This is a genomic window from Roseovarius sp., from assembly GCF_030373445.1.
In the GTDB taxonomy this organism is placed as follows: domain Bacteria; phylum Pseudomonadota; class Alphaproteobacteria; order Rhodobacterales; family Rhodobacteraceae; genus Roseovarius.
In genome coordinates this window covers 205,933-225,775 of sequence record NZ_JAUCYU010000005.1, presented here as the reverse complement: position 1 = coordinate 225,775, position 19,843 = coordinate 205,933, and the positions used below count along the sequence as shown (strand labels likewise).

Here is a 19,843-nt window from a genome sequence, read left to right as displayed (position 1 = left end):
TCAGTCGGCGAACGGGTCGGTCACAAGAATCGTGTCCTCCCGCTCGGGCGACGTGGACAAAAGCGCGACCGGGCAGTCGATCAGCTCCTCCACCCGGCGCACGTACTTGATGGCATTGGCCGGCAGGTCGGCCCAGCTCCGCGCGCCCTCGGTCGACTCGCTCCAGCCCGGCATCTCCTCGTAGACCGGCGTGCAGCGCGCCTGCGCATCCGCCGCCGTCGGCAGGTAGTCCAGCCGCTGCCCGTCCAGCTCGTAGCCCACGCAGATATGCAGGGTCTCGAACCCGTCCAGCACGTCGAGCTTGGTCAGCGCAATGCCCTTCACCCCGCTCGTGGCACAGGTCTGCCGCACGAGGCAGGCGTCGAACCAGCCGCAGCGCCGCTTGCGGCCCGTGACGGTGCCGAACTCCCGGCCCCGCTCGCCCAGCCGCTGGCCGTTCTCGTCATCGAGCTCCGTCGGGAACGGCCCCTCGCCCACGCGGGTTGTATAGGCCTTCACGATCCCCAGCACGTAATCGATCGAGCCCGGCCCGATGCCGGTGCCCGTGGCCGCCTGCCCCGCGATCACGTTCGACGAGGTGACGAACGGGTAGGTGCCGAAATCGATATCCAGCAGCGCCCCCTGCGCCCCCTCGAACAGGATCCGCCGGCCCGCCTTGCGCTTGTCGTTCATCACCTTCCAGACGGGCCCCGCATATTGCAGGATCTCCGGCGCGATCTCCCGCAGCTGCGCGATCAGCGCATCCCGGTCGATCTCGCCCAGCCCCAGCCCCCGCCGCAGCGCGTTGTGATGCACCAGCGCCCGGTCGACCCGCAATTCCAGCGTCGCGTCATCGCCCAGGTCGGCCACCCGGATCACCCGGCGCCCCACCTTGTCCTCGTAGGCCGGCCCGATGCCGCGCCCCGTGGTGCCGATCTTCGCCACCGAGTTCTGCGACTCGCGCGCCCGGTCCAGCTCGCCATGAAACGGCAGGATCAGCGGCGTGTTCTCGGCGATCATCAGCGTCTCGGGCGTGATCTCCACCCCCTGCCCGCGGATCGTCTCGATCTCCTGCAACAAATGCCAGGGGTCGAGCACCACCCCGTTGCCGATCACCGACAGCTTGCCGCCCCGCACCACGCCCGAGGGCAGCGCGTTCAGCTTGTAGACCTTGCCGTCGATCACCAGCGTATGGCCGGCATTGTGCCCGCCCTGGAACCGCGCAATCACGTCCGCCCGCTCGCTCAGCCAGTCGACGATCTTGCCCTTGCCCTCGTCGCCCCACTGGGCGCCCACGACAACCACGTTGGCCATGTCAGTCCTTTCGGCACTAGGAAATCCCGCGCCCGTATAGCCCCGCCCGCGCGCCGTTGAAACCGCAAATTCGCGGCCCGCCCGGCCCTCGGGGCTGGACAGGCGCGCCCGGTTGGGCGAAGGAAAGAGAAAACAAGGGGACGGGGGACGAACATGACCGGCTTTATCTTGCGCCTCGTGGCGGCGTTCCTGCTGCTCGTGGCCACCTTCAACCCGACGGAGTGGAACTACGTCACCTGGGTGCGGGCCAATTTCTACGACCAGATGCCACTCGCGGTGCTGATGGGCCTGCTGCTGGCGGTGGGCTACATTATCTACCTGCGTGCCACCCTGCGCTCGATCGGGGCCTTCGGGATGTTCCTGGTGGTCGCCATCGTCGCGGCGGTGGTCTGGGTGCTTTACGATTACGGCCTGCTCACCCTCCGCGACACGTCGCAAGTCGTCTGGCTAGCGCTCATCGCCCTCGCCTTCGTCCTCGGCATCGGCCTGAGCTGGAGCCACGTCCGCCGCAGGCTCAGCGGCCAGGCCGACATGGACGACGTGGACGAATGACCCGCCGCACTCGAAAGCACCACCTCCCCCCGTTCACGATGAAATCATTCGACAAGTTCTGCGGCGAGTTCAGCCCGGATGCCGAGGCCTACTTCCACGACGGCGATGACAGCTTCTTTCACCTCGACAGACCATCCCAGGTCAGGGATGTCGCTGAACGGTCATTCGCGAATTCTCACCTCCTTCACCGCAAGCAAACCGTCATGGACGCCCTGCGCGATCTGAAAACCTACGCCGCCAATGGCGACTTCGTGACACCCCGCATCGTGGCCGAAGGCCATGACTTGATCCGTGAAGGGCACGAGGAAGAAGACGTGCGCATGATCATCCGCGTGCTGGAAGACTATCTTGCAGAATACGAAGCCGAGCGGCAGAACCGCTGAGGAGGTCAGCCCATGCCGAACCCCGATCCCGACTTCCAGAAATTCTACTACACCAAGGTCGGCCTCGGCGAAGGCTGCGGCTGTGCCGAGCGGGTGATCGACCTGCACGAGGCCGACCGCAAATCCGCCACGCCCCTCGCCCGCCCGCTCGCCCGCCGCCTGCCTTTCCAGACCCGTCTGCGCCACGCGCTCGCCGCCCTCGGCCTCACCCGCCGCCGCTGACCTCTGCGAGACAGCCCGCAAGGGCTGGCGAGCGCCGCCGGACAATCCGCAACACCCCCCTCACACCGGCCAATTGCCGGGTTGCAGCCCAGCCGCGAAACGCATAGATAGCGCCTGTTCCGAACCGCAAGGCAGTCCGCATGGAAAACGTCATCCTCCTCGTCCACCTGCTTCTGACGCTCACGCTGATCGTCGTGGTGCTTCTGCAGCGCTCCGAAGGGGGCGGCCTCGGCATGGGTGGCGGCGGCGGCAACGCGACGGCGGGCCGCTCGGCGGCCACGGCGCTCGGCAAGATGACGTGGGTGCTGGGCATCGGCCTTTTCGTCACCTCCATGGCGCTCACCATCATCGCGGCTCAGACCTCCTCGGGCTCCTCCGTCCTCGACCGGTTCGGCGACAGGCCGGCCGCGCAGGAAGAAACCTCGCCCGAGCTTCCCGACACCGGCAACGATCTTCTTCCGCCCACGGAAGGCGACGACGCCCCCCTGACGCCTACCGCCGACTGACCACTACCGATTGAGACAGGCCGGAATACCGCAACAGCATCTTGCGGTCAGCTTGCGCCATTGGCGTGAATGCTTTATGAGTTGAGTCCCGTGGTGCTGCGGCCGAATCGGCCGTGCGGGCCCGTTTGAACACGAGCAGAATCACGGGGGTTCCGGCGCATGGCGCGGTATGTCTTCATCACAGGCGGCGTTGTATCTTCACTGGGCAAGGGCCTCGCCTCGGCCGCGCTCGGCGCGCTTCTCCAGGCCCGCGGCTTCTCGGTCCGCCTGCGCAAGCTCGACCCCTACCTGAACGTCGATCCCGGCACCATGTCGCCCTTCGAACATGGCGAGGTCTTCGTCACCGATGACGGCGCCGAGACCGATCTCGACCTGGGCCATTACGAGCGCTTCACCGGCGTCCCCGCCCGGATGACCGATTCCGTCTCCTCCGGCCGCATCTATTCCGACGTGCTCGAAAAGGAACGCCGCGGCGATTACCTCGGCAAGACCATCCAGGTGGTCCCCCACGTCACCAACCAGATCAAGGAATTCATCGGCATCGGCGATGACGAGGTCGATTTCATGCTCTGCGAGATCGGCGGCACCGTCGGCGACATCGAGGGGCTGCCCTTCTTCGAGGCCATCCGCCAGTTCAGCCACGACCGGCCCCGCGGCCAGTGCATCTTCATGCACCTCACCCTCCTGCCCTACCTCGCGGCCAGCGGAGAGCTGAAGACCAAGCCGACCCAGCACTCGGTCAAGGAGCTGCAATCCATCGGCATCGCCCCCGACATCCTCGTCTGCCGCTCCGAACAGCCGATCCCGGAAAAGGAACGCGAGAAGATCGCGCTTTTCTGCAACGTTCGCACCGAGTCGGTGATCGCGGCCTACGACCTCAACTCCATCTACGAGGCCCCGCTCGCCTACCACCGCGAGGGGCTCGACCAGGCGGTGCTCGACGCCTTCGCCATCTCCCCCGCGCCGAAACCGGACATGGCCAAGTGGCAGGATGTCGAGGACCGCATCCACCACACCGACGGCGAGGTGAAGGTCGCCATCGTCGGCAAGTACACCCAGCTCGAAGACGCCTACAAGTCGATCAAGGAGGCGCTCACCCATGGCGGCATGGCCAACCGGGTGAAGGTCAGCGTCGAATGGGTCGATGCCGAGATCTTCGACACCGAGGATCCGGCGGTGCATCTCGAGGGCTTCCACGCCATCCTCGTGCCCGGCGGCTTCGGCGAACGCGGCACCGAGGGCAAGATCAAGGCCGCCCAGTTCGCCCGCGAACGCAAGATCCCCTATCTCGGCATCTGCCTCGGCATGCAGATGGCGGTGATCGAGGCCGCCCGCAACCTCGCCGGTCTCAAGGACGCCGGCTCCGAGGAGTTCGACCACGAGGCCGGCCGCAAACGCTTCACCCCCGTCGTCTACCACCTCAAGGAATGGGTGCAGGGCAACGAGAAGGTCAAGCGCAAGGTCAGTGACGACAAGGGCGGCACCATGCGCCTCGGCGCCTATGACGCGGTCCTCAAGGAAGGCTCCAAGGTCGCCCAGGTTTACGGCACCACCGCCATCGACGAACGCCACCGCCACCGCTACGAGGTCGACATCAAGTACCGCGAGAAACTGGAAGAGGTCGGCCTCTGCTTCTCCGGCATGTCCCCCGACGGCCGCCTGCCGGAAATCGTCGAATGGTCCGACCACCCGTGGTTCATCGGCGTCCAGTTCCACCCCGAGCTGAAGTCGAAACCCTTCCAGCCCCACCCGCTCTTCGCCGATTTCGTGAAGGCGGCGGTGAACACCTCGCGGCTGGTCTGACGGGCCCTATCTCAGCCCGTCACTGCCCCGCCAGGGCAGCACCCGCTGCAGCCGCGCGCCAAAGCCCGGCCCCAGCAGCTCCGCCAGGAACCCCTGCACCGCGCCGGGCCCCTGCAACGGCCGCAACGCGCCGATATCGGCCGTCTCCTCGGCCATCGCCGGATGCCGCTTGCCGCGCAGCGCCGCCTCGATGATCCCCTCGTCCAGGATCCACCGCCCCCGGCGCCCCGCCGCCCGGTCGGCCGCCTGGAAATCCAGCCACCCATCCAGCCGTGCCCGCGCCGGCAGCTTCTGCCCCTGGCGCGCCCGGTAGAAGCCGCTGTTCACCCGCAGGCAGATATTGTCCAGCACCCGCGCCGCGCCGCGAAACTCCTGTGGCACCTCGCGCTTCGACAGGTAGTTGAACCGCCCCGGATCGCCGTTGAAGAACACCACCAGCGCGGTCGACAGGTCCATCCCCTTCTGCGCCATCATCCAGCCCAGAACCGCCTCGGGGTTCCGCGACCAGTCGAAGCTGCGCGCCATGCGTCGCAGCTCCTCCGCGGTCGCGGCCCGGGCCCGTTTCAGCTGTTCGTCCTTGTTACTCATCGACCAGTCACACTTGTCAAAAGGCGGCATCGGCAGCTCCGTCTTCGCGCGTTGCCCCGCGCGTCTTGATTGGCCGGCACTCTCGCCCGACAAAGCGCAAATAGTTGGGAGCAATTGTGGCCCTCCTGCGACCTTTGAACCACGCCCGCGCCAAACCCGCCCTCGCCCGGATTGTCATTCGCCCTGCGTGCGATAACAGTGCGGCAAAACACCCCGGTCACCGCGGGAGGGACAAAGGCCAGCACGCCGACGCGACACCGCCCCCGACAGGGCGCCGCGCCCCGGCCCGCCACGGCCCGCGCCCCACACCCCCGCGCCCGGCACGGACGGAGCCCTCCGATGGAAGCCAAAGCCCTGCTAAACCGCTTGATTCACGCGTTTTCCGCGCCCAAACCCGAGCCCCTGCCGGAACCGGACGAGAAGCTCGCGCTCGGCGCCCTGATGGTCCGCGTCGCCATGTCCGACCACGATTACCGCGTCGACGAGATCAGCCGGATCGACCGCCTCCTCTCCCGCCTCTACGGCCTCAACCCGGTCGAGGCGGCCAAGATGCGCGCCACCTCCGAGAAGCTCGAGAAGCAGGCCCCGGAAACGGACCGTTTCGCGGATATCATCCGGGAAACAGTCAGTTTCGAGGCCCGCGTCGACGCGCTCGAGGTGCTGTGGGAAATCGTGCTCGCCGACGGCGACATCGACGAGGCCGAACTCAAGGTCATCGACGACGCCCGCGCCGCCCTCGGCCTTTCCGAGGAAGACAGCGCCCGCGCCCGCGAAACCGCCTTCCTCAGTTAGTGATTGGCGCGGGCCCGTCCCGCGCCTATATCTCCTCCCATGTTTGCTGATTTCCTGAACAAGCTCATCCAGCCAGAGCCCGAACAGCTCGACGACGCCGACGCGCGTCTCGCGCTCACCGCCCTCCTCGTCCGCATCGCCCGCTCCGACGGATTCTACGACGCCGACGAGGTCGCCCATATCGAGCGAATCGCCGCCCGGCGCTACGATCTCGACCCCGCCGGCGCGCAGCAGTTGCGCGCCGATGCCGAACAGCTCGAATCGGAAGCGCCCGACACCGTCCGCTTCACCCGCGCCATCAAGGATTCGGTGCCCTACGAACACCGCACCGCCGTGATCGAGGCGCTCTGGGAAGTGGCGCTCGCCGACGGCGAACGCGACGCCGACGAAGACGCGCTCATTCGCATGGCCTCGAACTTCCTCGGCATCAGCGACCGCGACAGCGCCCTCGCCCGCCAGAAAGTGGCCCGGGGGTGAGCCTCGCCAGCCTGCCGATGTACGACCGGCCGGAAACCGCGGCCGCGAATGACAGGTTCTGGCAGGCGATCCGCAACCGGCTCGGGGAAGGCCCCGACACCCTCACCCGCACCGGCGAATTGTGGGATCGCTGGCTGTCGCCCGACCTGCTCCTGTCGCAGACCTGCGGCTACCCCTACCGCGCGAAACTCCACGGGAAGGTCACCCTCGTCGGCACCCCCGATTACGGCCTCCCCGGATGCCCGCCCGGCCATTACCGTTCGGTCTTCGTGGCCCGCACCGACGACCCCCGCGCCACCCCGGCCGATTTCGCCGAGGCCCCCTTCGCCTATAACGAACCCCTCTCCCAAAGCGGCTGGGCCGCCCCCCAGAACCACGCCGCGGCCCACGGCTTCACCTTCACCAACACCATCCAGACCGGCGGCCACGTCCTCTCCGCCCGCGCCGTGGCCGAGGGCAAGGCCGACATCGCCGCGCTCGACGCCCTCACCTGGGCCCTCATCCAGCGCCACGATCCCTTCGCCACCACCCTCCGCGAGATCGCCCGCACCGAGCCGACCCCGGTCCTGCCCTACATCACCGCCCTCTCCCGCGACCCCGAGCCGCTCTTCGACGCCATCTCCGCCGCCATCGCCGACCTCTCCCCCGACGACCGCGACACCCTCTCCCTCCGCGGCCTCGTCCGCATTCCCCCTGACGCCTACCTCGCCATCCCCAACCCGCCGCCGCCCGCCTAGCCACATCGCCCGCACAGGCGCCATAACGGCGTGACGAGACGTCAATTCGCCCGTCCCGGCGGATAATGTTCCGTTTTGTGCGTTGCATTGCGCCAGATTTTCCGCCCTACTGCTCGGCAGCCAAACCGTTGAAACCTTGAGGGATGCTGCCCTTGGCCGAAGCCACGCCCGTCATCGAGATCCGCAACCTGCACAAGGCCTATGGCCCGCTCGAAGTGATCAAGGGCGTCGACATCACCGCCCACAAGGGCGACGTGGTCTCGCTGATCGGCTCCTCCGGCTCCGGCAAATCCACCATCCTGCGCTGCGCCAACCTGCTCGAGGACAGCCAGCAGGGCGACATCCTCTTCAAGGGCGAGCCCGTCACCTGGCGCGGCACCGGCCTCAACCGCCACCCCGCCGACGCCAAGCAGGTGCTCCGCATCCGCACCAACCTTTCCATGGTCTTCCAGCAGTTCAACCTCTGGGCCCACCTCACCATCCTGCAGAACGTGATGGAGGCGCCGCTCACCGTCCTCGGCCGCGACCGCGCCGAGGTCGAGAAATCCGCCCGCGGCTATCTCGACAAGGTCGGCATCGGCGACAAGGCCGACGTCTACCCCGCCCAGCTCTCCGGCGGCCAGCAACAGCGCGCCGCCATCGCCCGCGCCCTCTGCATGGAGCCCGAGGCGCTGCTCTTCGACGAACCGACTTCCGCCCTCGACCCCGAGCTCGAACAGGAGGTCGTCCGCGTCATCAAGGATCTCGCCCGCGAGGGCCGCACCATGATGATCGTCACCCATGACATGAAAATGGCCGGCGACGTCTCCGATCACGTCATCTTCCTCCACCAGGGCCTGATCGAGGAAGAGGGCACGCCGGACACGCTCTTCGGCCAACCGAAATCAGAGCGGCTGAGGCAGTTTCTCAGCTCCACCATGGCCGCCTGACCAACCACCAACCAAGGGAGAAACCAATGAGAACATTCATTCTTTCCGTCGCCGCGCTGGCCACCTCGGCCAGCCTGGCCATGGCCCAGGACGTCGTCCGCCTCGGCACCGAGGGCGCCTACCCCCCGTGGAACTTCATCAACGATTCGGGCGAGGTCGACGGCTTCGAACGTGAACTCGGCGACGAGATCTGCAAGCGCGCCGAGCTCAACTGCGAATGGGTCACCAACGACTGGGATTCGATCATCCCCAACCTCGTCTCGGGCAACTACGACGTGATCATCGCCGGCATGTCCATCACCGACGAGCGGGACGAGGTGATCGACTTCACCCAGAACTACACCCCGCCGGATCCCTCCGCCTATCTCGCCATGGCCGAGGACGTGGACCTCGAGAACGCCGTGATCGCGGCCCAGACCGGCACGATCCAGGCGGCCTTCATCGCCGACAAGGACTGGACGCTGGTGGAATTCGCCACGCCCGAGGAAACCATCGCCGCCGTCCGCAACGGCGAGGCCGACGCGGTGCTGGCCGACAAATCCTACCTCGCGCCCGTCGCGGCCGAGGAAGACGGGCTGATGCTGCTGTCGCAGGAAGAGGAAATCGGCGGCGGCGTCGGCCTCGGCGTCCGCGAAAGCGACACCGAGCTGAAAGAGACGCTCGACGCCGCGATCCAGTCGATGAAGGATGACGGCTCGCTCAACGAGCTGATCACCAAGTGGGAAGTCGCCACGACCTTCTGATCTCGACGATCATTCCGGGGCGGGCCTGACCGGGCCCGCCCCGACTGCCAACGGGCGCCAAGACCCGTGGACGGGGGACACCGCCATTTTCGCCTTCTGCACAGATCCCGAGACGCTCGGCAATCTTCAGTGGCTCGCCTGCTACATGACCACGGGCAAGCACATGTCGCTGTACCTGTCGGTCTTCGTGGTGCTGGCGCTGCTGGGCATCACCGCGCCGGCCGCGCTGGCCTTCGGCTTCGGCGGCGCCGTCGCCGCCCGCTCGCGCATCGCGCCGGTAAGCTGGCTGGGCAAGGCCTATATCGCCATCGTCCGCGGCGTGCCGGACATCGCCTTCTTCCTGTTCTTCGTCATCGCCCTAGACCAGTTCTTCGAATGGATCCGCCACCAGGTCAAATGCCCCGGCTGGGAGGAGGCGATCCGCCGCGGCAACGATTTCATCGTCTGCCCCCCGGCCAAGCTGCCCCTCTCCACCTCGCCGCAATGGGTGCATGAAACCTACGGCTTCTTCCTCGCCGTGCTGACCTTCGCCATCGTCTTCGGCGCCTTCTCCGCCAACGTCCTCTTCGGCGCCATGCGCGCCGTGCCCCGGGCGCAACTGGAAACCGCCGAGGCCTACGGCATGTCCCGCCGCCAGACCTTCTGGCGCATCCTCGTCCCGCAGATGTGGGTCTACGCCCTGCCGGGGCTGTCGAACCTCTGGATGGTGCTGATCAAGGCCACCCCGCTCCTCTTCTTGCTGGGGGTCGAGGATATCGTCTACTGGGCCCGCGAACTCGGCGGCACGGCGAACCCCCGCTTCACCAGCTACCCCCACGGCGACTGGCGGATGTGGTACTTCCTCGCGCTGCTGGTCTTCTACCTGGGCTTCACCCGGATCTCTGAAATCTTCCTCGAGAAGCTGATGGTGAAACTCTCCCACGGCCAGGCCACCTCCGGCGGCGAAGCCCAGCGGAGGGCCGGCGCATGACCCGACACCACCAGCCCCCCGTCCCGGGCCTGACCCGGGACCTCGCTCCCCAAACACCCCCCGTCCCGGGCTTGACCCGGGACCTCGCACCCCAATCCCCCCCGGCGCCCGCCTTCCCCGCGCAAACGCGTCCGCGCCAACGGGCCCTCCATCGGAGGACCCTTGCATGAGCTGCTGGCAAACCATCCAGGACTACGCCCTCCGCTCCGTCGGCATCGGCGAACGCCTCCTCCCGCGCGAGGGCTACACGCTCTGCGAACATTTCACCCTGATCGGCTCGGGCCTGATCTGGAACGTCTATTTCGGCACGCTGGCGCTGCTCGCGGGCTTCTTCCTCGCCACCGCCGTGGCGGTGGGCAAATCCTCCCGAAACCGGCTGATCCGCAAATCCTCGGAATGGTTCATCTTCATCTTCCGCGGCTCGCCCCTCTTCATCCAGTTCTTCTTCGCCTATTTCCTCTTCCTGTCGCTGAAGGGGGTCCATCCGTGGTTCGACCCGTTCACCTCGGCCTGGCTCGGCGCGCTGATCGTGCTCTTCCTCAACACCGCCGCCTACTCGGGCGAGATCTTCTACGGCGCCCTCCGCGCCATCCCCAAGGGCGATATCGAGGCGGCCGACGCCTACGGCTTCACCGGCCTCGCCCGCTTCCGCCGCATCGTCTGGCCCACCATGCTGCGCCTCGCCTGGCCCGCCTACACGAACGAGGCGATCTTCCTCTTCCACGCCACGACCTTGGTCTTCTTCTCCGCCTTCCCCGCCTGGGGCCAGCGCGGCGACGCGCTCTACTACGCCAAGTTCTTCGCCGACAAGACCTTCAACCCCTTCGTGCCCTACCCGATCCTCGCGGGCTACTTCATCCTGCTGACGCTGGTGATCATCGGGCTCTTCGGCCTCGTCAACCGCCGCCTCAACCGCCACCTGCCGCAAGAGGCACGCCGCGGCCTGAAACTGCGCGTGAATTTGATCCGGTAGATTGGGGGCCAGCCCGCCGCCATTGGGCTTGAACCAATGGCGCACAATGGCAGCCCCCCGGGATATTTCCAGCCAGAAGAAACCCTGATCACCCAAGCTTCTTCTGGCCAAAAATATCCCCGCCGGAGGCATGAAATCTCTTAAACCCCACGCCCCTTCTCGAACGCGTCGTAGGCCACTTCCCACCGCCGCGCCCGCAGCACCTTGCGGAAGGCATGTTCCAGCGCCGCCACCCCGTCATGCGGCACCCAGCGGCCATGCGCCAGGATCACCCGCCGCGGCCGCCACTTGATCATCACCTCGACATCGTCGGCCAGCGCCGTCTTGTCCTCGCGCCTGAGCGCCCAGCGATAGCTGGGCCGCATATGCGCGGCGGTGTGATCCGTACCCGCCAGCCAGAAGACCGGCCGCAGGTAGACGGGCATGTGCTGCGTCTCGATCGCCTCGATCAGGTCGGCCACGACCAGGCTGCGCGAGGCGCGGTGAAAGAAACACGCCTCCTGCAGCTTCGGCCCCGCCCGCACGGTGATCTGGTCGATCTGCCCTTCCCAGTCGGGCTCCGCACCCCTGGCCTGCAGCGAGCGCGCGCGGTCCACCCCGGCTTCCGGCGGCGCCCAGCACTCCGCCTCCGGATAGGCCTCCGCCCAGCCATCCAGATGCGCCACATGCGCGTGGTTCGGCACCACCAGGTGCGCCACCGGCCCCAGCGCGTCCACCTCGGCCCGCAACCGCTTCGTCAGCGGCGTCGGCGAATGCACCCACAGCCCGCCATCCTCCAGCTTCACCACCGTGGCCCGCGTCGGATAGGGAATGCGCCCGTGCTGATGCGCCGGCCCGTCGATCAGCCACAGCCCCTCGGCCACGGGTTTAAGCGTATCGAGCGGCTCGTATCCGGTCGGGCGGTATGGGTTCATCTGTCAGGCATCCGAAAATGACACGCGCGGGCCATGCCGGCGCGGGGAATGGCCCGGCGGGGCGCATTCGGGACAAGCTGTTACGGGGAAGAAACCCTGCCTCCGGCCAGTCTCGGCCAGGGCGGCAAAAGCGCAAAGCGGGCGGGCGATCATCGTCGCGAACGGGGCGCGCATCGGGTCTTTCGGGTCTCCTTGCGGGCGACCCTATGGCGAAGCCGGGCCGCCCGCAAGGGCAGTTGTTCGAGCGGCGGGAAACGCCTAGTCGGTGACCGTGACGCTGGTCATCACGTCCGGCTCGCCGACCACGGCGCCGTTCTGGCCGCGGCCGCGCTTGATGGCGTCGACCACCTCCATGCCCTCGGTCACCCGGCCCACCACGGTATATTGCCCGTTCAGATGCGTCGCCGGGGCGAACATGATGAAGAACTGGCTGTTGCCGCTGTCGGGGTTCTGGCTGCGGGCCATGCCGACCACGCCGCGCTCGAAGGGCTCGTCGCTGAACTCGGCCTCGAGATCGGGCATATCGCTCGCCCCCATCCCGGCCCGGCTCATGTCGCCGCCTTCCAGCTTGCCGAACTCCACGTCGCCGGTCTGCGCCATGAAGCCCTCGATCACCCGGTGAAAGACGACACCGTCATAGGCGCCCTGCTCGGCCAGCGTGGTGATCCGCTCCACGTGCCCCGGCGCCACGTCCTCCAGCAGGTCGATGGTGATGGTGCCGTTGGCCTCTCCTGAAACCTCGATCTGCAGCCCCGTCGCCAAGGCGGGCGAGGCCAGCAGGCTGAACGCAATCGCAAGCTTATGCATCGGCGGCCACCTTCATGCTGATCATCCGGTCGGGGCTCTGCGGCGGCTCGCCCCGGGTGATGGCATCGACATGCTCCATGCCGTCGATCACCCGGCCATAAACCGTGTATTGCCCGTTCAGGAAATGGTTGTCCTTGAAGTTGATGAAGAACTGGCTGTTGGCGCTGTCCGGGTTCTGGCTCCGCGCCGCGCCGATCGTGCCGCGGTCATGCGGAATGCGGCTGAACTCGGCCTTCAGGTTGGGCTTGTCGCTGCCGCCGGTCCCGGCCAAGCGCAGGTTGAAATCCTGCTCCATGTTGCCGTTCTTCACGTCGCCCGTCTGGGCCATGAAGCCGTCGATCACCCGGTGAAAGGCCACGTTGTCATAGGCGCCGGCGCGGGCCAGCTCCTTCATCCGCTCGCAATGGCCGGGGGCGATGTCGGGCAGCAGCTCGATCGTCACCGTGCCATCCTTCAGCTCGATCAGAATGGTGTTTTCCGGGTCGTTGATTTCGGCCATCGGGCCCTCCTGTCAATCTACGTGCCGGGAGTCCTAAGGCCTATCCACACGATGGACAAGACACGAGGCCGGCACCGCCGCGCAGCATCCCGCCGCGCCGATCCGCATGTTGGCGCTACCCCCGCGCGGCAGAGGTTGACGCCCCTGCCGCAAGCCGCCAATAGGGGCGCGAGTTTCTCCCAACCGAAAGAGATGGCGGGCCATGAGCTGGAAATCCCTCGACGATATGGACCTCGACGGCAAGACGGTCCTGACCCGGGTCGACATCAACGTGCCGGTGGAAAACGGACAGGTCACCGACACCACGCGCATCGACCGGATCGTGCCCACCGTGCAGGCCATCCTCGACAAGGGCGGCAAGCCCATGCTGCTGGCGCATTTCGGCCGGCCCAAGGGCAAGGTCGTCGACAGCATGACCCTGCGCCAGCTCGTCCCCGCGCTGGAAAACGCCCTCGGCCACTCGGTCCAGTTCATCGAAACCCTCGACGGCGCCGAGAACCTCACCGAGGAGGCCCGCGCCGCCGAGGTGCTGCTGCTGGAGAACATCCGCTTCAACCCCGGCGAAGAGGCCAACGACGAAGACTTCGCCCGCCGCATCGCCGCCCTGGGCGACGTCTACTGCAACGATGCCTTCTCCGCCGCCCATCGGGCGCATGCCTCGACCGAGGCGCTGGCCCGCCTCCTGCCCGCCTGCGCCGGCCGGCTGATGCAGTCGGAACTCGAGGCGCTGGAAAACGCCCTCGGCAATCCCCACCGTCCGCTGATGGCGGTCGTGGGCGGCGCCAAGGTCTCGACCAAGCTCGACCTCCTGTCCAACCTGATCGAGAAGGTCGACATCCTCGTCATCGGCGGCGCCATGGCCAACACCTTCCTCGCCGCGCAAGGCCTCGACGTGGGCCGCTCGCTCTGCGAGCACGACATGGCCGACACCGCCCGCGCCATCGCCGAGAAGGCCGCGAAAACCGGCTGCGAGGTGATCCTCCCCCGCGACGTGGTGGTGGCCGAAGACCTTCGCGAAGGCGCCCCGTTCGAGATCGTACGCACCGAGGACTGCCCCGAGGAGGCCATGATCCTCGACGCCGGCCCCGACAGCGTGTTCCACATCACCCAGGCCATGGACCGCGCGGCGACCCTCATCTGGAACGGCCCCCTCGGCGCGTTCGAAACCCCGCCCTTCGACGGCGCCACCAACGCGGCGGCGGCCCACGCGGCGGGGCTCTGCCATTCCGGCAAGCTCATCGCGGTCGCCGGCGGCGGCGACACCGTCGCGGCCCTCAACCAGGCCGACGCGGCGGATTACTTCAGCTACATCTCCACCGCCGGCGGCGCCTTCCTCGAATGGATGGAAGGCAAAACCCTCCCCGGCGTCGCCGCGCTCGAAGGCTGAGCCTCGTCCCGGCCCCCGAGCCGGGACCTCCCACTGCAGTCCCGTAGGGTGGGTGCCAACCCACCTTCGCCCACTCGCGGACGGCCCCTCCCGGCATCCCTCCCTAAAACAGCCAAAGCGCCGCCGGTTCCGCCGCCGGGCGAGCGCCGGCCCGCGGGGAGGCGCTGCAACAGCTCTGGCTGCCGCTTTATGGCGCAGCCTACATCCAACCTAATAAAGTCACCCAACACCCGCCAAAGCGCCTGCCCGTGGGGACGGGCCGGCGCTCGCCCGGCGGCCTCCGGCCTTGTTCCGGGCGCCTGCCAGATCGCACCCGACGGGAACTCCCCGTCCCGGCCCCCGAGCCGGGACCTCCCCCCAACACACCCCCCCCCACAAAACCTGATGCATCCCCCCGCGCACCCCCCTACACTCCGCCCATGTTCGAAGAACTCGCCTCCTTCCTCATCGCCGCCTTCGCCCTCACCGGCAGCCCCGGCCCCAACACGCTCAGCGTCGCCGCCGTGGGCGCCTCCTTCGGCAGGCTGAAAGGCTTCGAATACATGCTCGGCCTCAGCGCCGGCGTCGGCCTCGTCATCGTCATCGTCGGCACCGGCATCTCCGGCGCCATCCTCGCCATTCCCGGCCTCGCCCCCGTCATCACCGGCGCGGCCGTCCTCTACTTCCTCTACCTCGCCTGGCGCATCGCCACCGCCCCGCCGCTCTCGGCCCTGCCCGACGAACACCGCCCCCGCGCGCCCCGCTGGTACGCGGGCGTGCTGCTGTCGCTCTCGAACCCCAAGGCCTATGCCGCCATGGGCGCGCTCTTCTCGGGCTACACCCTCCTGCCCGGCGCCCCGGTCGAGGACGGGCTCACCAAGGCCGCGATCGTCATGGGCGTGATCCTCATCGTCAACTTCCTCTGGCTCTCCATCGGCGCCACCCTCGCCCGCACCCTCCAGCACCCGAAGGCCTCGCGCGCCGTGAACATCGCCTTCGCCGTCCTGCTGCTGGCCTCCGTGGCGCTCGTCGCCTTCGGATAAGGCCCGCCCGCCCGTCTCCGCGCCAATTCTTGCGCACGCCCCCCGCCGTACCACCCTGTTAGCGCCACCATAATTGCAACACTCCGAACCCTCGCCTAAGAGGGGCACGCACGGCGACCCAGCCGCAAATCACCATTTTCAGGGCGGAGCATTTCCATGTCGAAAAAAGATCAAGCAGCCAGGATGCGCGAGGGCAACGGCTTCATCGCGGCCCTTGACCAGTCGGGCGGCTCCACCCCCAAGGCCCTGCGCCTCTACGGCATCGAGGAAGACCGCTATTCGAACGAGGACGAGATGTTCGACCTCATCCACCAGATGCGGACCCGGATCATCAAGTCGCCCGCCTTCACCGGCGACAACATCCTCGGCGCCATCCTCTTCGAACAGACCATGGAGCGCGAGATCGACGGCAAGCCCACCGCCGCCTATCTCTGGGAAGAGCGCGGCGTCGTCCCCTTCCTCAAGGTCGACAAGGGGCTCGACGACGAAACCGACGGCGTGCGCCTGATGAAACCGATGCCGGGGCTGAAGGACCTGCTCGCCCGCGCCAACACCCACGGCGTCTTCGGCACCAAGATGCGCTCGGTGATCGACGCGGCCTCCCCCTCGGGCATCGCCGCCGTGGTCGACCAGCAATTCGCCGTGGGCGCCGAGATCCTCGATGCCGGGCTCGTCCCGATCATCGAACCCGAGGTGACCATCTCGATCGCCGACAAGGCCGAGGCGGAATCGATACTGCGCGACGAGATCGCCAAGCATCTCGACACCCTGCCCGCGGGCCGCGAAGTGATGCTCAAGCTCACCCTGCCCGAGACGGCCAACCACTACAAACCGCTGATCGACCATGACCGCGTTCTGCGCGTCGTCGCCCTTTCCGGCGGCTACTCGCGCGACGAGGCCAACACCCGCCTCGCCCAGAACACCGGCATGATCGCCAGCTTCTCCCGCGCGCTGACCGAGGGCCTTTCCGACCAGCAATCCGACGACGCCTTCGACGGACAGCTCAAGCAGTCCATCGGCAGCATCTACAAGGCCTCCGTCGCGGGCTGAGACCGGCCGCTGGTGAATGTCTGGCTTAGATAGCCAGCGCGCACCTTGCGATTTGGCTGTAAAACTTGGGACCATCGACAGGCCGCATTGACAGGCGTGCAGCAGACGCGGCTTACCAGCGTGTTCTGTCGATTTCCCCTTTGGGCCCAATGAAATGTGCGCGTCTTGCCTGCACAATCTCCAAACCTGAAATGCTTTCTGAAACTGAAGAGGAAACGCTGGGCCCTTGCACGATTACGCCAGCAAGCGCCCAAGACCTTAGGCCACGCCTTTCTATTGCCGACAACATGGGACCACCACTTATACCGCCGAAATCATAGTTTTCCGGCGGAAATCCCTTACCCATTACGTCAATCCAACGGCTTCGATCAAAGAGCGTACTGATTGTCCTCTCGCTGACACTGTCGGCCACACCACCGCCCGGTGCCGCGCCGAATGAGATCTCGGAAGGCGAAAGCCACATTCTCTCCTGTCCGGGGAACCCGGAAAAGTAGATCCCCTTTCCTTGCTGGGGAGCGGAAGGCGGCCAGTTGGACTGAATCCCGGTCAATATGGTTTTCCCCAATCGGTCCACGTCTTGTTTTGCAATTCGGAAGGTCGCGATATCGATGTCAGAGTCGCGGTCGATTATCTCGTGTTCGGTGTCGAACTCGAGAACCAAGTCGTGGCCCATCTGTACAGAGATGACGTCACGGTTCTGCTGATCCTGTGCGAGCCCTCTAAGAACGTGGTCAGCGGTGACGGCGAACGTTGCTGAGCCGGTATCCAGAAAGAATGCAGTGCCGTTATTCACGCTGAGCTTTCCGTCTTCTTCTCTAACTATCCAGTACAGCGGTGCGCAGACGGATGTCGCAAACTCCAACTGTGCGCGGCCAAGGCCGTTAGCCATTATCCGGCGTGCTTCGCTTTCGTTCATCAATGGGTTATCCTAGCTAGAGCTCACTAGATATTGTCGAATTCGAGAACGCACCAGTCGTCCAGGTGCCCGCACCGACGTAATACCGACAAAATACCGACGTGATACCGACGTCGCGAAACAGCCGTTTCCCGCCCCAAAATTTTTTGATCAAATTATCTTGGCAGACGCCCGGCATTGCCTTTAGATTGGCCCCGTCACCACGAACGGAGCCTCCCCCATGGAGCTAGCAGAGTACCAGACCATCCGCGTCGCCGCCTGCGACCTCAACGGTCAGATGCGCGGCAAACGCGTGCCCGGAGGCTATGCTCGGAAACTGGATGACGGCGCGGTGCGGATGCCGCTATCCGCCTTGAACCTCGACATTTTCGGCGCCGATATCGATGATTCACCCCTGGTCTTCGAGACCGGCGACGCCGACGGCATGCTCCGCCCCACCGGCCGCGGCCCCGTGCCCCTGCCCTGGCTCGACACGCCCCAGCCGCTCGTTCCGATGTCGATGTACCACGACGACGGCCGCCCCTTCGACGGCGACCCGCGCCACGCCCTCGTCACCGTCCTCGACCGCTACGCCCAGCGCGGCTGGACGGTCATGGCGGCCACCGAGCTCGAATTCACCCTCGTCGACGACAGCGGCAAGTCCCTCCGCCCGGTCCGCAATCCCCAGACCGGCCGCCGCACCGGCGCGCCGGGCATCCTGTCACTCACCCACATGGACGCGTTCGACGCCTTCCTCTCGGCCCTCTACGACGGCTGCGCCGCCATGGGCATCCCCGCCCAGACCACCACCAGCGAAAGCGGGCTGGGCCAGTTCGAGGTCACCCTCAACCACCAGGACGCGCTCCGCGCCGCCGACGACACCTGGCTCTTCAAGGCGCTGATCCGCGGCCTCGCCCGCCGCCACGGCATGGCCGCCACCTTCATGGCCAAACCCTTCGACGACGACGCCGGCAACGGCATGCACATGCATTTCTCCGTGCTCGACGGCGCGGGCAAGAACGTCTTCGACAATGGCGGCCCCGAGGGCTCGGCCACGCTCCTCTCCGCAGTCGCCGGCTGTCTTCAGGCCATGCCCGCCAGCACCCTCATCTTCGCGCCGCACGCCAACAGCTACACCCGCCTCGTGCCCGGCGCCCATGCCCCCACCTCCGTCTGCTGGGCCTACGAGAACCGCACCGCCGCGCTCCGCATCCCCGGCGGCGCGCCCGCGGCGCGGCGCATCGAACACCGCGTCGCGGGCGGCGACATCAACCCCTACCTCATGTTCTCCGCCGTCCTCGGCGCCGCCATCACCGGCATCGACGACGGCCTCACGCCGCCCGCCCCCATCAAGGGCAACGCTTACGACCAGGACCTGCCCCAGCTCGCCCCTGACTGGGAGACGGCCATCGACCTTTTCGAGGCCGACCCGTTCATCGCCCGCGCCTTCCCCAAGGGGCTGATCCGCAACCTCTGCATGACCAAGCGTCAGGAGGTGCGGCTGATGGCGGATATCCCTGAATCGCAACACTGGAAAACCTATCTCGGAACGGTGTAGTCGGGGCTTGCCCAAGGGTGGCCTGCTGCGCTATCCTTAATTTGATCAAATTACAGGTGAGAGATGAAAATCGGCATCCTGATGACCGGCCACGCCGTTCCCGAACTCAAGGAACGGGCCGGCGACTATGATGCAATGTTCGCGCGTCTGCTGGCGGGGCGCGGCTTTGACTTCACAAGCTACGACGTGGAAGGTGAAGAAATCCCTGGCGCACCGGACGAATGCGATGGCTGGCTCATCACCGGCTCCCGGCACGGCGCCTACGAGGATCACCCGTGGATCCCACCGCTCGAAGAGTTCATCCGCGCCGTCCACGCCTCCGGCCGCCCGATGATCGGCGTCTGCTTCGGCCACCAGATCATCGCCCAGGCCCTTGGCGGCAAGGTCATCAAGTACCCCGGCGGCTGGTCCGTGGGCCGCACTGAATACGACATCGACGGCGAGACCTTCGCGCTGAACGCCTGGCACCAGGACCAGGTCGTCGAACTGCCGCAAGGCGCCGAAGTCATTGGCAAATCCGACTTCTGCGCCAATGCCGCCATGGTCTACGGCGACCGTATCCTGACCATCCAGCCGCACCCGGAATTCGGCCCCGACATCGTCGAGGACCTGATCCGCCTGCGCGGCAAGGGCGTGGTCCCCGACGACCTGCTCGACGGTGCCACCGCGCGCCTCGACGCCCCCACCGATGCCGCCCGCTTCGCCGACCGCATGGCGGCGTTCTTCAAGAAGGGAGCCTGAGA

General features: G+C 66.7%; 23 protein-coding genes. 17 read left to right on the top strand and 6 right to left on the bottom strand.

Annotated elements, in window-relative coordinates; genetic code table 11:
- The gene (locus QUV18_RS11420) at positions 1-1,293 is read right to left on the bottom strand and encodes an adenylosuccinate synthase (protein ID WP_300894049.1); all 1,293 of its coding nucleotides are present in this window, start codon (positions 1,291-1,293) and stop codon (positions 1-3) included.
- A 153-nt stretch (positions 1,294-1,446) separates the two neighbouring features.
- Between QUV18_RS11420 and QUV18_RS11415 the strand changes: the two genes are divergently transcribed.
- The 5 genes from QUV18_RS11415 to QUV18_RS11395 all read left to right on the top strand — a co-directional run bounded on the left by QUV18_RS11415 (position 1,447) and on the right by QUV18_RS11395 (position 4,759).
- The gene (locus QUV18_RS11415; RefSeq protein ID WP_300894048.1) at positions 1,447-1,845 is read left to right on the top strand and encodes a DUF6524 family protein; all 399 of its coding nucleotides are present in this window, start codon (positions 1,447-1,449) and stop codon (positions 1,843-1,845) included.
- 38 nt (positions 1,846-1,883) lie between these two features.
- Positions 1,884-2,228 (top strand): hypothetical protein, encoded by a 345-nt coding sequence (locus QUV18_RS11410; RefSeq protein WP_300894047.1) that lies wholly within the window; start codon positions 1,884-1,886, stop codon positions 2,226-2,228.
- Positions 2,229-2,240: 12 nt separating this feature from the next.
- On the top strand, positions 2,241-2,450 hold the full coding sequence (locus QUV18_RS11405; RefSeq protein ID WP_300894046.1) for a hypothetical protein: 210 nt from the start codon (positions 2,241-2,243) through the stop codon (positions 2,448-2,450).
- Positions 2,451-2,590: 140 nt separating this feature from the next.
- Positions 2,591-2,956, top strand: coding sequence for a preprotein translocase subunit SecG (gene secG / locus QUV18_RS11400; RefSeq protein WP_300894045.1), 366 nt, complete (start codon positions 2,591-2,593; stop codon positions 2,954-2,956).
- A gap of 159 nt (positions 2,957-3,115) precedes the next feature.
- Positions 3,116-4,759: a CTP synthase gene (locus QUV18_RS11395; protein WP_300894044.1), complete on the top strand. Its 1,644-nt coding sequence runs from the start codon at positions 3,116-3,118 to the stop codon at positions 4,757-4,759.
- A 6-nt stretch (positions 4,760-4,765) separates the two neighbouring features.
- Here QUV18_RS11395 and QUV18_RS11390 read toward each other — a convergent pair whose 3' ends face one another.
- Positions 4,766-5,347 carry a hypothetical protein gene (locus QUV18_RS11390; protein WP_300894043.1) on the bottom strand — a complete coding sequence of 194 codons (582 nt, stop codon included), beginning with the start codon at positions 5,345-5,347 and terminating at the stop codon, positions 4,766-4,768.
- Between the two features lie 339 nt (positions 5,348-5,686).
- Between QUV18_RS11390 and QUV18_RS11385 the strand changes: the two genes are divergently transcribed.
- From QUV18_RS11385 to QUV18_RS11355, 7 genes are all read left to right on the top strand, one after another.
- Entirely contained in the window at positions 5,687-6,139 is a 453-nt protein-coding gene (locus QUV18_RS11385) for a TerB family tellurite resistance protein (protein WP_300894042.1), read from the top strand.
- Positions 6,140-6,178: 39 nt separating this feature from the next.
- Positions 6,179-6,616, top strand: coding sequence for a TerB family tellurite resistance protein (locus tag QUV18_RS11380; RefSeq protein WP_300894041.1), 438 nt, complete (start codon positions 6,179-6,181; stop codon positions 6,614-6,616).
- A 17-nt stretch (positions 6,617-6,633) separates the two neighbouring features.
- A complete protein-coding gene (locus QUV18_RS11375; protein ID WP_300894157.1) occupies positions 6,634-7,353 on the top strand; it encodes a PhnD/SsuA/transferrin family substrate-binding protein in 720 nt (239 codons plus the stop codon).
- A gap of 152 nt (positions 7,354-7,505) precedes the next feature.
- Complete coding sequence (locus QUV18_RS11370; protein ID WP_300894156.1) at positions 7,506-8,282, top strand: ATP-binding cassette domain-containing protein; 777 nt, start codon at positions 7,506-7,508, stop codon at positions 8,280-8,282.
- Positions 8,283-8,308: 26 nt separating this feature from the next.
- A complete protein-coding gene (locus QUV18_RS11365; RefSeq protein WP_300894040.1) occupies positions 8,309-9,025 on the top strand; it encodes a transporter substrate-binding domain-containing protein in 717 nt (238 codons plus the stop codon).
- 85 nt (positions 9,026-9,110) lie between these two features.
- Positions 9,111-9,995 carry an ABC transporter permease subunit gene (locus tag QUV18_RS11360; RefSeq protein WP_300894155.1) on the top strand — a complete coding sequence of 295 codons (885 nt, stop codon included), beginning with the start codon at positions 9,111-9,113 and terminating at the stop codon, positions 9,993-9,995.
- Positions 9,996-10,161: 166 nt separating this feature from the next.
- Complete coding sequence (locus tag QUV18_RS11355) at positions 10,162-10,968, top strand: ABC transporter permease subunit (RefSeq protein WP_300894039.1); 807 nt, start codon at positions 10,162-10,164, stop codon at positions 10,966-10,968.
- A gap of 140 nt (positions 10,969-11,108) precedes the next feature.
- Here the strand turns inward: QUV18_RS11355 and QUV18_RS11350 are convergent, their stop codons facing one another.
- From QUV18_RS11350 to QUV18_RS11340, 3 genes are all read right to left on the bottom strand, one after another.
- Positions 11,109-11,882: a DUF4336 domain-containing protein gene (locus tag QUV18_RS11350; protein ID WP_300894038.1), complete on the bottom strand. Its 774-nt coding sequence runs from the start codon at positions 11,880-11,882 to the stop codon at positions 11,109-11,111.
- 258 nt (positions 11,883-12,140) lie between these two features.
- A complete protein-coding gene (locus tag QUV18_RS11345) occupies positions 12,141-12,689 on the bottom strand; it encodes a peptidylprolyl isomerase (protein WP_300894037.1) in 549 nt (182 codons plus the stop codon).
- Positions 12,682-13,188 (bottom strand): peptidylprolyl isomerase, encoded by a 507-nt coding sequence (locus QUV18_RS11340; protein WP_300894036.1) that lies wholly within the window; start codon positions 13,186-13,188, stop codon positions 12,682-12,684. The genes QUV18_RS11345 and QUV18_RS11340 overlap by 8 nt, the downstream gene beginning before the upstream one ends.
- A 202-nt stretch (positions 13,189-13,390) precedes the next feature.
- On the opposite strand from QUV18_RS11340, the gene QUV18_RS11335 reads away from it, so the two are divergent.
- The 3 genes from QUV18_RS11335 (at position 13,391) to QUV18_RS11325 (ending at position 16,647) form a co-directional block, all read left to right on the top strand.
- Positions 13,391-14,575, top strand: coding sequence for a phosphoglycerate kinase (locus QUV18_RS11335; protein ID WP_300894035.1), 1,185 nt, complete (start codon positions 13,391-13,393; stop codon positions 14,573-14,575).
- A 419-nt stretch (positions 14,576-14,994) separates the two neighbouring features.
- Entirely contained in the window at positions 14,995-15,597 is a 603-nt protein-coding gene (locus tag QUV18_RS11330) for a LysE family translocator (RefSeq protein ID WP_300894034.1), read from the top strand.
- Between the two features lie 156 nt (positions 15,598-15,753).
- On the top strand, positions 15,754-16,647 hold the full coding sequence (locus QUV18_RS11325; protein WP_300894033.1) for a fructose bisphosphate aldolase: 894 nt from the start codon (positions 15,754-15,756) through the stop codon (positions 16,645-16,647).
- Between the two features lie 112 nt (positions 16,648-16,759).
- Here the strand turns inward: QUV18_RS11325 and QUV18_RS11320 are convergent, their stop codons facing one another.
- Positions 16,760-17,563, bottom strand: a complete 804-nt coding sequence (locus QUV18_RS11320; RefSeq protein ID WP_300894032.1) for a hypothetical protein — start codon at positions 17,561-17,563, stop codon at positions 16,760-16,762.
- A 220-nt stretch (positions 17,564-17,783) separates the two neighbouring features.
- On the opposite strand from QUV18_RS11320, the gene QUV18_RS11315 reads away from it, so the two are divergent.
- Together QUV18_RS11315 and QUV18_RS11310 are read left to right on the top strand one after the other, a co-directional pair.
- Entirely contained in the window at positions 17,784-19,100 is a 1,317-nt protein-coding gene (locus tag QUV18_RS11315; RefSeq protein WP_300894031.1) for a glutamine synthetase family protein, read from the top strand.
- 63 nt (positions 19,101-19,163) lie between these two features.
- Positions 19,164-19,841 carry a type 1 glutamine amidotransferase gene (locus tag QUV18_RS11310; RefSeq protein ID WP_300894030.1) on the top strand — a complete coding sequence of 226 codons (678 nt, stop codon included), beginning with the start codon at positions 19,164-19,166 and terminating at the stop codon, positions 19,839-19,841.
- Positions 19,842-19,843 lie beyond the last annotated feature (2 nt).